10 protein-coding genes are annotated in these 11,768 nt (G+C 44.0%); 1 reads left to right on the top strand and 9 read right to left on the bottom strand.

Annotated elements, in window-relative coordinates:
- Positions 1 to 3 precede the first annotated feature (3 nt).
- On the bottom strand, positions 4 to 888 hold the full coding sequence (locus B4J50_RS05925; RefSeq protein WP_024821394.1) for a DUF2156 domain-containing protein: 885 nt from the start codon (positions 886 to 888) through the stop codon (positions 4 to 6).
- A gap of 136 nt (positions 889 to 1,024) precedes the next feature.
- Positions 1,025 to 2,914, bottom strand: coding sequence for a molecular chaperone DnaK (dnaK, locus tag B4J50_RS05920; protein WP_286953984.1), 1,890 nt, complete (start codon positions 2,912 to 2,914; stop codon positions 1,025 to 1,027).
- Between the two features lie 235 nt (positions 2,915 to 3,149).
- Here dnaK and B4J50_RS05915 point away from each other — a divergent pair, with 235 nt between their 5' ends.
- Entirely contained in the window at positions 3,150 to 3,956 is an 807-nt protein-coding gene (locus B4J50_RS05915) for a hypothetical protein (protein WP_286847024.1), read from the top strand.
- Here the strand turns inward: B4J50_RS05915 and B4J50_RS05910 are convergent.
- From B4J50_RS05910 to B4J50_RS05880, 7 genes are all read right to left on the bottom strand, one after another.
- Positions 3,953 to 4,750 (bottom strand): putative hydro-lyase, encoded by a 798-nt coding sequence (locus B4J50_RS05910; protein ID WP_286847022.1) that lies wholly within the window; start codon positions 4,748 to 4,750, stop codon positions 3,953 to 3,955. The two genes, B4J50_RS05915 and B4J50_RS05910, sit on opposite strands and share 4 nt — an antisense overlap.
- Positions 4,750 to 5,520: a LamB/YcsF family protein gene (locus tag B4J50_RS05905; RefSeq protein WP_286847020.1), complete on the bottom strand. Its 771-nt coding sequence runs from the start codon at positions 5,518 to 5,520 to the stop codon at positions 4,750 to 4,752. Before B4J50_RS05905 ends, B4J50_RS05910 begins: the two co-directional genes overlap by 1 nt.
- A gap of 15 nt (positions 5,521 to 5,535) precedes the next feature.
- Positions 5,536 to 6,618, bottom strand: a complete 1,083-nt coding sequence (locus B4J50_RS05900; protein ID WP_286847019.1) for a biotin-dependent carboxyltransferase family protein — start codon at positions 6,616 to 6,618, stop codon at positions 5,536 to 5,538.
- Positions 6,615 to 7,364, bottom strand: coding sequence for a 5-oxoprolinase subunit PxpB (pxpB, locus tag B4J50_RS05895; RefSeq protein ID WP_286847017.1), 750 nt, complete (start codon positions 7,362 to 7,364; stop codon positions 6,615 to 6,617). The genes B4J50_RS05900 and pxpB overlap by 4 nt, the downstream gene beginning before the upstream one ends.
- A 41-nt stretch (positions 7,365 to 7,405) precedes the next feature.
- The gene (locus B4J50_RS05890) at positions 7,406 to 8,593 is read right to left on the bottom strand and encodes an NRAMP family divalent metal transporter (protein WP_286847130.1); all 1,188 of its coding nucleotides are present in this window, start codon (positions 8,591 to 8,593) and stop codon (positions 7,406 to 7,408) included.
- 226 nt (positions 8,594 to 8,819) lie between these two features.
- On the bottom strand, positions 8,820 to 10,946 hold the full coding sequence (locus B4J50_RS05885) for a methyl-accepting chemotaxis protein (RefSeq protein ID WP_286847015.1): 2,127 nt from the start codon (positions 10,944 to 10,946) through the stop codon (positions 8,820 to 8,822).
- 124 nt (positions 10,947 to 11,070) lie between these two features.
- Positions 11,071 to 11,757, bottom strand: coding sequence for an HTH domain-containing protein (locus B4J50_RS05880; RefSeq protein ID WP_286847014.1), 687 nt, complete (start codon positions 11,755 to 11,757; stop codon positions 11,071 to 11,073).
- Between the last annotated feature and the right edge of the window lie 11 nt (positions 11,758 to 11,768).

The raw sequence follows: 11,768 nt of genomic DNA, 5'->3' as shown, positions 1-11,768 counted from the left end.
AAACTATCTATCCCATGTAACAATAAATTTTTTAAGAAAATATACTGGATTATACGATATCTTAGCCTTTCGGATCCCCTCAATTCCCATATCTTGCTCTCTATTCACCCACGTAAAAGAATGAGCAGACCTTTCCAAAAACATTTGATTGATAGCTTGGTAAACCCCCTTATAATCTGTTAGTCCTTTTTCAAAATGAATAATTACTGTGTCTTCTCCACTACTTTCAGCCACAGTATAAGCTACCATTTGCCCATCTACTTTAAGAACTCCTCCCATAATGTTGGGCATAACCTGCCACTGCTCCAGAATGCGATGAACAGCTTCGCTTTCAGCCTTTAAGCCCGGGGAGTCATCACAATTTCTCCACTTACACCATTTTTCCTGCATTTCTAAGATATAGGGGATATTTTTTGAAGTAATAGGTTCATAGGTATATGCGTAACTTCGCAAAAATTGCTGCAAGAGATTTTTCTTCTTATGGAAGCGGTTCCCAGAAAGAGAGATGAGTTCCGAAACACGATAGATATATTCCCACTCGCTTCGTTCCTCTTCTATTTTTACACTATCTCCTAACTCCTTTTGCCATTGAAGAGCCAACATTTCTGGAACCCTGTAAAAAACTGCCCCCGCCGGGAAATAGCTCTCTAACACTTTCCGCCAATCTTTATTTTTCCAAAGCCCAATAGGTGCCCAAAGAGCGGGAGAGGGAGACATTGTCCGGAGCCAACAAAGATCCTCATCAAAGGCCCACTCAAAATCCCTTTCATCAGCCCAGGCCCAAATGTTGATAAAACTGTAATCTGATGCTCTCTGACACGATTTGGAAAAGAGATCGATATAGTCATCACGACAATTCAGGGATAAAGGAACAAAGCTTAACGCCAAAACTCTCACCTCTTTTGTGCTTTTATAGCCCTCTAACTCTATAACACCTATGTATTATACCGTTAATAGTAGTAAGAGATGAAAAGGGCCGAAACTAAGAGTTCCGGCCCTTTCTACTTTCAATATCCTCAATATGTCAGCTTTCGTTTTTTTCATCTGGATCAATAAACTCGGCGTCTACCACATCTTCTTTCGATGAACCTTTTTCTTCTCCTCCGCTCGTACCAGGAGTCTTAGCAGCCATAACAGTTTGAAACGTCTGTTGAAGTTCTGATATGGATACTCGCAAATTTTCAAGAGTGGCATCGCTATTTTTAGCAAGGGCCTTTGCTTCCTCAAGAGCGTTACGAACCCTGACTTTCTGTGTCTCTTCAAGCATACTTTCCTTCTCTTTCAAAGTCTTCTCCAACTGATAAGAAAGAGATTCTAGTTCGTTACGAGCATCGGCCTTTTCCCGCTTCTTTCGATCTTCCGCTGAATGTTCCTGAGCTTCTTGAACCATTCGCTCTACCTCTTTTTTATCGAGGTTCGTGGACCCAGCAATAGTGATCTGCTGTTCTTTACTAGTATCCTTATCTCGAGCTGAGACTTTTAATATTCCATTTGCGTCTACGTCGAAAGTTACTTCAATTTGAGGAATACCACGAGGAGCTTTACGGATACCTTCAAGCTTAAAGTTCCCCAGAATTCTATTATCTGCTGCCATCTCTCGCTCGCCTTGCAAAACAACAACATCCACAGCAGGTTGATTATCTTCAGCGGTGGTAAAAATTTCTGTTTTCTTATATGGGATCGTAGTATTTTTCTCTATAAGCTTCGTCATAACTCCCCCCATAGTCTCCACGCCAAGAGAGAGAGGAATTATGTCCAACAAAAGAACATCTTTCATTTCTCCCTTTAAAATACCCGCCTGGATAGCAGCTCCCATGGCCACAACTTCATCAGGGTTCACTGACATATTGGGATTTCTACCTCCAGTAAAATTCCGCACAAGGTCCTGTACTGCAGGTATTCGAGTAGCTCCCCCTACCATCACTACTTCATCTATATCAGCCTGTTGTAATTTAGCCGATGACAATGCATCTTCCATGGGCTTGAGACAGCGTTTTACAAGATGCTCCGTCAACTGATCGAATTTGGCTCTGGTAATAGTCATAGTAAGATGTTTAGGGCCCGTATCATCAGCAGTAATAAAAGGAAGATTCACCTCTGTTGAGGTACGACCAGACAGTTCACACTTAGCTTTTTCTGCCGCCTCATATAATCGCTGCAAAGCTTGCCTGTCCTTCCGTAAATCAATACCATTTTCTTTTTTAAACTCATCGGCAATATAATCTACTAATACTTTATCGAAATCGTCCCCACCTAAATGAGTGTCACCTGAAGTGGCCAATACCTCCACCACCCCTTCTCCTATATCCAGAATTGACACATCGAAGGTTCCACCGCCAAGATCGAAGACAAGAATCTTCTGCTCCTTGTTTTTATCTAAACCATAAGCAAGAGCAGCGGCTGTAGGTTCATTAATAATACGCAGCACGTTTAACCCAGCAATAAGGGCTGCATCTCTTGTAGCCTGGCGTTGGGCATCATTAAAATATGCAGGAATTGTAATAACCACATCAGTAATGCTCTCTCCCAAATAAGAGCTCGCATCATTTACGAGTTTCCTTAATACCTGGGCGCTAATCTCTTCTGGCGCATATTCTTTTCCCCATACCTCAAAACGCACAGCTCGATTGGGCCCTTCTTTCACTTTATAGGGGACAATCTTCATTTCCGACGTTACTTCGTCGTACGTACGCCCAATAAAACGTTTTACAGAGTAAAGAGTTCCATCAGGATTTAAGGTTGCCTGGCGCTTTGCCATAGTACCAACTAAACGCTCTCCGTCTTTGGTAAAAGCCACAACAGATGGTGTCGTTCGACCACCTTCAGCATTGGCAATAATAGAAGGCATACCACCCTCTATGATAGCTATAACGGAGTTTGTAGTTCCAAGATCAATACCAACTGCTTTTCTCATTTCTCACCCCTCCAATCGCACTGACCTTTAGTGACCAATAAAATTATACTGTTTGAGGGTTATATGTCAATATTGGTCAAATCGCTTATTCTTTGTTTTTTTACGTTCAGCCATAGGGATCCCCATATCTCATGCAAACTTTTATTTTTTGTGTATAATAACTTCATATTTCAATGAAGTATATCTTTTCTGCCCTTTGTTTTTTATATTACCAAAAATAGGAAGAGGTGACTGCATGAGACGAACTTTTAAAGAGACCTTTTTCTTGGTAAAGAAAAGTCATGGTTTTCGATGTAATGTTTTATGTAAAATGAGGCTCTTGAGAAAAGAAGATATTTCCCTCGCTTTGAGCCTCCATAAAAAGATCGCAAAAGAAATTGGTGACGAGAACATTTTTTGTGCTGAACACACTATTGAAGAAAGTATATTAGGACAAGGTTTTGTTATTGGAATTTTTGCAGAAGAAGTTCTTATCGCCATGCGAGCAGTTTCTTTTGATTCTAAATATGTGGAAGAAGCCCTGGCAGATCTCCGCCTTCCCGATAAGGAACGGAATCGTATTGCTGTTATGGACTTTTGCATAACAGAGAAAGCTTTTCGAGGGAATTACATTCAACACTTCACGTTCTTAAAAGCGGAAAACCTCCTCTACCCTTATCGCTACCATCTTCATACTACTATTTCCCCTCTCAATAATTACAGTTTAAGAAATATGCTGCGATCTGGATTTCTTGTAGTGGATCTCAAAGAAAAATATGGAGGATATCTTCGCTTCATCCTCCACAAAGACCTTCAAGCTCTTCCAAAGGTATGCATTCACGAGCACATAGAAGTTCCTATAGAAGACTATGATAGCCAACTGGCCCTTCTCTCTATGGGATATTATGGGTACGCCCTCAAAAAGAACCATACGGGATATTCTGTTCTTTATGGGACAAGAAGCTCTTCCACGAGGCATTTAGGAAAGAGTGGGGAAGAACTCGTTCATCTGGTCCAGAAAAAAGCAAAGGTCCTTCGAAGAATTCTTCCCCATGATTTTTAGAAGATAGCGTAATTGGAATCTTTTACAGATGCAATAAACATATGTCCTGGTGCGTGAGTAATGGCAAAGGGCGGTTTGCTCGCCATTAATGCAGCTTGGGGAGTCACGCCACATGCCCAGAATACGGGAACTTCTTCCTCATGAATAGGTACGGAATCTCCAAAATCAGGTTTCCCAATGTCGCTGATTCCAATGACTTTAGGGTCGCCGATGTGGACAGGAGAACCGTGCACCGCTGGAAATCGTCCTGTCGTAAGAACGGCTTTAGGCACTAAAGAATAAGGGATAGGTCGCATACTCACAACCATAGGACCAGAAAGAGCCCCAGAAGGAATGCATTGGATATTCGTTACATACATGGGAACATTTCGTCCCATTTCAATATGACGAATTGGGACATCAGCATCAAGAAGAGCGCTTTCAAAGGTAAAAGAGCAGCCAAGCAGGAACCCGACAAGATCATCCCGCCAGTATTTCATTACATCAGTAGGCTCATCAATGCACCTACCATGTTCCCATACTTTATATTTAGGCAAATCCGTTCGCAAATCTGCGCCAGGAGCTATAAGCTTGGGCTCAGGATCTCCCGGTTCCGTTACATCGAGGAGCGGACAAGGTTTAGGGTTACGTTGAGCAAAAACGAGGAAATCATATGCCCAATCCTTGGGCAAAACTACTAAGTTTGCCTGCACGTAGCCTCTAGCCATGCCCGGAGTCGGGGAAGCATACTCCCCCGACCGAATAAGCCTTCGAGCCTCTCCAGGGGACATGAGGGCAAAATCAGCACCTTTCATTATTCCAACACCTCCTTAAGACAGGAAACTGTTACCCCCGCTTGTGAAAGGGCTTCACGAATAGCCCGTGCCATTGATACTGCGCCAGGTGTATCGCCATGGAGACAGATGGAATGGGGCCTCAAATGTATTTCTGCGCCATTTATGGTCTCAATCGTGCCTTCTCTGACCATCTTAATAACTCGATCTGCCGCCAGATGTACATCATGAATTACAGCTCCAGGCTGTTTTCTTGGTACAAGAGAACCATCTTCTTGGTAGGCCCGGTCAGCAAAGGCTTCCGCTGCAAATAAAACCCCAGCCTCTAGCGCTGCTTTCTCAAAACAGGAGCCGGCCAGCCCTAAAAGAATGAGATGATCTCCACCATCTTTTACTGCTGAAACAATAGCTTCGGCCAACCTTTGATCTTTTGCCGCTTGATTATACATAGCACCATGAGGTTTCACATGCTGTAAAGACACCCTGTGGGCTCGGCAGACAGCTGAGAGCGCTCCGATCTGATAAAGGCAGTAACTATAGACCTCATCAGGGGAGCAGCTCATATTTCTCCGCCCAAACCCTAAAAGATCAGGATAGCCTGGATGAGCCCCTATAGCCACTCCTTTTTCCATTGCACTTTTAACAGTTTTAACCATGACTTCAGGGTCTCCTGCATGAAAGCCACAAGCCACATTCGCTGAAGTAATACTTGCCATTACATCGCCATCATGCCCTAATACATATGTTCCGAAACTTTCTCCAAGGTCACTATTTAAATCTACTTTGAACATTCCATTGAGCCCCCTTTAATCGAGACGTTCCCAATGAACAGTATGGCCGGTTCCATCGATAGAGAGACGCCACATTCCAGAGCGAGGAGTATCTTCAAGAATCGTTGAAGTTGTTTGAGTTGAAGAAGCGATAGGCGTAATCCAAGTCGCGACAAGCTGATGGATTCCATCTAAAAGAGAGCGTTCTTTGCGAGTTGCGGCAACGGCATCCTCAAAAGATATTTTCTGAAACCGAACTTTTTGGCCAGGCAATCGCTGAGCTAATGCGCCGATATCAGGAGTACAAAGAACAGCAATTTTAGTATACCCCCCTGTAGTTTGGCGATCAGCAAGCATAGCTATAGGCTGTCCATGGCCAGGTATTTGAATGGTCCCAAGAGGAATTGCATCAGAAATAATATCCGCTGCCCCGCTGTGTTCAATAACAGGTCCCTCTAGTCGATAGCCCATACGATCAGCAGAGTCAGAAATAGTGTAGGTCTGAGAGAGAAAAGTCTCAATCCCACGATCAGTAAAGGCGTCATCCTGAGGCCCCATAACCACTCTAAGAGGTTGATCCAGCTGTCGGCCAGGCAAAAACGAGGCCGGACAGGAAAAACCAATAAAGCGCTCCCAAAGAACATGAGGTTCTCCGGTAGAAAAAGTGTCGCCTTTTTTCAAGGCTCGGCCTTCCAGGCCGCCAAGATGGGCTCGAAGATAGGTAGAGCGGCTCCCCATAATTACAGGGACATCAATTCCTCCTGAGAAAATGAGATAAGCCCTGCACCCATTTCCCTTAACACCGGAAAAAGAGAGGTGGTCCCCTTCTTTCACTTCTACCACAACATTACACGGGAAACACTCCCCATTTACGGAAAAATCGAGATCTGCCCCGGTAACCACTGCGGTTCCACACCCATCTACTACAGATAAAGTTGGGCCAAGAACTGTCACTTCAAGCCCAGCTGCCCCTTCATCATTACCTACCATAATATTTCCACTTCTGAGAGCAAAAAGATCCATGGCTCCGGCAACAGGCATCCCCTTGCCCTGAAACCCCCACCGGCCCTCATCTTGAACTGTGGTAAGCATGCCAGGCTGCATAACCTTCAGCTTCATGCCGGCATCTCCCCTTTTTCGTGAAATTCTAAGGTATAGTTTCCATGAAAAATCTTTTCTTCTATGCTGCGGTACTCCTCAGGAGAAATCGGGTGGAAACGAATCCAGAAGCCTGCATCTACTAATGTAGGTGACTCACGGTTCGCATCGAACATGGGGAGCGGAGTTCGTCCTATAAGCTGCCATCCGCCTGGACTGTCGATAGGGTATATCCCCGTCTGCTTACCTGCAATACCTACACTACCAGCAGGGATGCGTTCCCGCGGTTCAGAGAGGCGAGGAGTGGCTATTGTCTCATCCATGCCTCCAAGATATGAAAACCCCGGCGTAAACCCCAGCATATAGCAATAGTAGTCAGGAGCGCTGTGACGTTTAATGACCTCTTCCTCCGCCAGACCAGTATGTTTCACAACGTTTTGAAGGTCCGGGCCAAATTCGCCACCGTAACAGACAGGAATAACAATAACTTTCCCCTTTTCAGAACTGAGCCCTACGTCAGTCGTAGAAGCCAAACGTTCTAAAAGAGAACGGAATCGAGATGGTTCCGCCTTAACAGGATCAAAATACACGGCAAGAGACCGATAGGTCGGAACAAGCTCCTGAATACCTGAAATATTTTTAGCTTCCAAGACATGCCTTAAAGCCTGAACCCTGGCATTTACATCAAGAGAAATAGAATTACCAAACTCAACAACGATACAACTGTCTCCTGCGCAAAGAAGCTTGGGCCATTCTTGTTCTGTCAAAACGAGATTCACCTCCAAAACATCTGGCAACAGATATATTTTTAAGAGAAAATAGTGAATATTTTAGTAAAAGACGTAATGCCCATCCATAAAGTGAAGGCTGCCACTATGTACCCCGCAACAGTTAACCATACAGGGTGATGATAATCTCCTACAACATCTTTTTTATAAGCTGCCAAAAGTACAGATACAAGGGAAAGGGGCAATATAAGACCATTGATGGATCCCGCAAAAATAAGGAGCTTCACCGGTTGACCAACGGTTATAAAAATTGTTGTAGAAATAATGATAAACCCGATCATCCACCAACGAAGTCGGGTTTCTACCGTTTTGAAAAGAGTACGGAGAAAAGAAATAGAGGTGTAGGATGCCCCAATAACCGATGTTATTCCTGCAGCCCAAATAACGATTCCGAAAATCTTGTAGCCAAGTTCTCCAGCACCAAGCCGAAAAGCTGATGCAGGAGGGTTCGCTGGGTCAAGAGTATGTCCCATAGTTATAACACCTAGCACCGCAAGAAAAAGAAGGATTCGCATAATCCCCGTAATACCTATGGCTTGAGAGGCTCCCCGAGTAATGGAATCAAGATTGTCTCTCCCTACAATACCTGCATCGATAATACGGTGAGCTCCGGCAAAGGTAATATATCCACCTACTGTCCCACCTATAAGAGTGAGAACAATCATCCAATCAATTTTAGAGGGGAGTATGGTCTCTTTAAGAGCTGATCCTACAGGGGGGTGCGTATTAAAAACCATATATAAAACTAAAGCTATCATCATAAAACCAAGTATCTTAGTGAAAGAGTCCATAGCCTTGCCAAGCTCTTTTCGCGAGAAAATAAGGATGGCTATGACAGCACTTACAATAGCTCCTACAGGTAAAGGAACTTGAGCCAATACATTAAGTCCCAGCGCAGCCCCGCCCATATTGCCAATGTTGAAAACAAGGCCACCTAAAGCCACAGCAAAAGCCAAAAAGTATCCTAAGCCAGGAAGGACCTTGTTGGCTACATCCTGAGCTCGCATACCGGATACAGCTAATATTCGCCAAATATTAATTTGAACAATAAAGCAAAGGATAAGGGAAAGCAGAATGGCGAAAGCAAAAGAGGCGCCCAGCTTTTCTGTAAAAACAGCTGACTGAGTTAAAAAGCCAGGTCCTATGGCAGAAGTGGCCATCAGGAAGGCAGCTCCGAGTAACACACTTAATGTTCCTTTCTTGTCCATTGTCCTTCCTTTTTCTAGCGTCGTTTTTAAAGGTTCACTCACAAAAACCACCTCCATAGATAATTTAACCTTATAATACCATAGTAAAAAGGCTGTTTTTATAAATTATTTCGTGTATACGGATAAAAAACAATAATCAGTCTTATCTGATCCACAAAAAGGGCCTCTCGAGGGTTTCCCCTGAGAGGCCCTTTTATAGTTTAAGCAGAGAAAAATTCTCTTAAAGTCAGGCTTGTATCAAAGCCCTTTTCTGCTCTTCATCTTCCTGAAGTTTAAAGGTAGCTACGACCTTCTCCATGGCTTGGCTAAGCTGTACCAATTCTTCTGAAGAACGGGCTATCGATTCAGTAACCTTCGCCTGGTCATCCATAGATTGGGATATCTGATTCATTTGATCAGCCATCTCCTGGCCAGAACGAGCAACACTATCCATACCTGCCGTCATCTCTTGAGCACTCGCTGATTGCTCTTCCATGGTAGCAGCAATGCTCTGAACGTGGTCAGAAACAACCGCAACACTTTCCACAACTTTTTCTATTATTGAACGGGTATCTTTAGCCACTGCTACAAGTTGTACCATATGTTCTTCCGCATTATTCTGATCTACCAAAGCTGCCTGGCTTCTCCCGCTAATTTCCTCAATAACACTATTGACCTCATCAGCGGCCTTTGCCGATTCTTCCGCTAATTTCCGCACTTCTTCTGCAACAACAGCAAAACCCCGACCTGCATCTCCTGCTCTCGCTGCCTCTATAGCAGCATTTAATGCCAAGAGATTTGTCTGATCAGCAATAGATGTAATAGCGTTGACGAAACCTGAAATTTTCTCCACAGAGTCTGCCAGAAGGCGAATGGCTTTTCCTACCTTCCCACCAGCATCGGAAGTTTCACCAATAAGGTTGCTCATTTTTCCTACCGCTTCTCCACCACGATGAGCCGCCTCTGTAATATCTGCGGCGTTTTCGCCAGCTTCAGCAGCAGCTTTAGCCCCAGATTGCGCAGCTGCCGCTACCTCCTGAATACCGGCATTTGCCTGTTGCAGCGCTGCCGCGGAATCCTGGGTTTTAAGGCCAGCCTGGCGGGACAACTCTGTAACTTGCTCAATAGCCGCGGCCGACTCCTCTGAAGCTGCGCTCATATCTTCAGCTTTCTCGAGGACAGCTTGAGAGCTATGGAGAATAGATCCCGCCACTTGTGAAATACTGTCTATCATCCCATTAATAGACTCTACAAGTGCTTTAATCTCTGCCACTTGTGACCTTGATTGGAGGCGGACAGTCAAATCGTTATTCTCTGATATATAGCGAGCTTTCATAGCTACGTTTTTCAGGGGCTCCGTCATCTTTCGTACAGACAAAAATGTTATCAGCAGCGCAGCAGCTAAGATGAGAACTGTGGTAATAGCCACTGTTCTTTTTATCTCTTCTACAGAGGAAAAAGCCTCTGATTTCCATGCCTGAGTGCCTAAAATCATGCCATTTGGAAGGGTCTTATAGGAGACAGAAATAACGTCTCCCCGTAAATCGGAAATAAACCGCCCCACTGGCTCTCTCTGTATTTGTTCCCAATATTGGGAGTAATGACCCTCTTCTATTTGATCAAGCCTTTCGCCAATAAACTCGTCTACCGGATGGTAGAGAAAGTGCCCTGCTTCGTTGAGGAGCCAGACATATCCGCTATCGTAAATTTTTTGAGCTCTGAGCTTCTCCGGTATAAAGTTTGCATCGAAATCCATACCTACAACCGCTACAATTTTCCCATCTTTAAAGACAGGCTCCGAAAGAGTCATGAGGTACATTCCGTTTGTCTTTTGCGGGTCACTCCAAACGGTATCTCGCCGATCTAAGACCTTCCAAAACCAAGCTGACTCAACGTTATTACGATCAAGTAACTGTTCTGCAGAATTGAAGTCATCTTGGATCATTTGAAAAGACGAGCGACCATCTTGCCGGGAAAGCGTCAGGTCATAAAGAGCGCCTTTCCCAAAAATTTCTGGGTTCAAGGTAATAAAAACCTGCCGAACTGACGAGAAATCCTGCCCTAGATAATCAAGTATGGGAAGAATTTTTGTCTTGAAATCAGACCAATTTGACGTAATTTCGTCTTGTCGAAGTGTGTCGAAGCGAGCCGACACATCATTTCGAATGTCTGTGACTACTTGAGAATATCTTGTGAAAATTCCATTAATATTCTCCGCATTCTCTCCGGCTACAGAGAGTTCGTAGTTAATAGACATACGAGTCAATCCCTGACCACTAATTTTCGTGGAGATGAAGGCCACTACACCTACGGCCACAATGAGAGAGCACAAAACAAGCACCGCTATACGAGTGCCTAACCTGTTAAAATGCACCTTTGTTCCTCCTTAAGAATTCCTATGATTAAAAAGACAACGAGTTACGATTGAACCAGATAGAGGAATGAAATGCAATTTTTGACTTTTATGTCCGAGTTTTGTCCTTTTTGTTTTTATGCTTTCAATGGATAGAAAGATAACAACGAGTGGGTCGGCCTTGCGACCGATATTGATTCACGCTCACCGCCTCTCCCATGCGGCATAAATATTCAAGGTATCGCCAAACGGTAGATCTTGCTAACCCTGCTTTCTCGGCGATCTCAGAGGCTGAAGCAAAAGAGAGCGATTCTCTAAGGACACTTCGAACTAGATCGAGAGTTTTCTGATGCAATCCTTTCGGCAACCCTTGATTGGAAAATTGAGAAGAGACCCGGACCCGTTTTATTCTGTCTGCAATAGACTGAGGCCATTGAGGAGGGGCACTTTCTAAAAGAGAATAATAACATCGAAATCGAATTAAACTTTCCCGATAGCGTTCACACTTAAAAGGCTTCACAATATAATCGAAGACTCCCGACCGGAAAGCACGAGCGATGAATTTCCCATCGTTTTGCTTAGAGACAACAAGAATGTCAAACTCAGGCCGCACTGAATAAAGAAAATCAAGGATCTCTTCAAAACGCTCTTCTTCTCCAAAGGGCTCTGCAATTACAAGCTGAACGGAATGGCACCTGAGTAGTTTTTCTAGCTCGCACAAAGACCTGGCATGCCCTGCCAACTTAAAACCTTGAACAGAGACAATAATATTGCAAGATTGCGGGAGATCAACTAGATCAGGGTCGTAGAGAACAATCTGAATGTTTTTCATATTATTTTTAA

It is taken from the genome of Aminobacterium sp. UBA4908, from assembly GCF_002398115.1.
GTDB lineage: Bacteria > Synergistota > Synergistia > Synergistales > Aminobacteriaceae > Aminobacterium > Aminobacterium mobile.
Note: the sequence above shows the minus strand (reverse complement) of the source record. Positions and strands in the feature narration are given on the sequence as shown.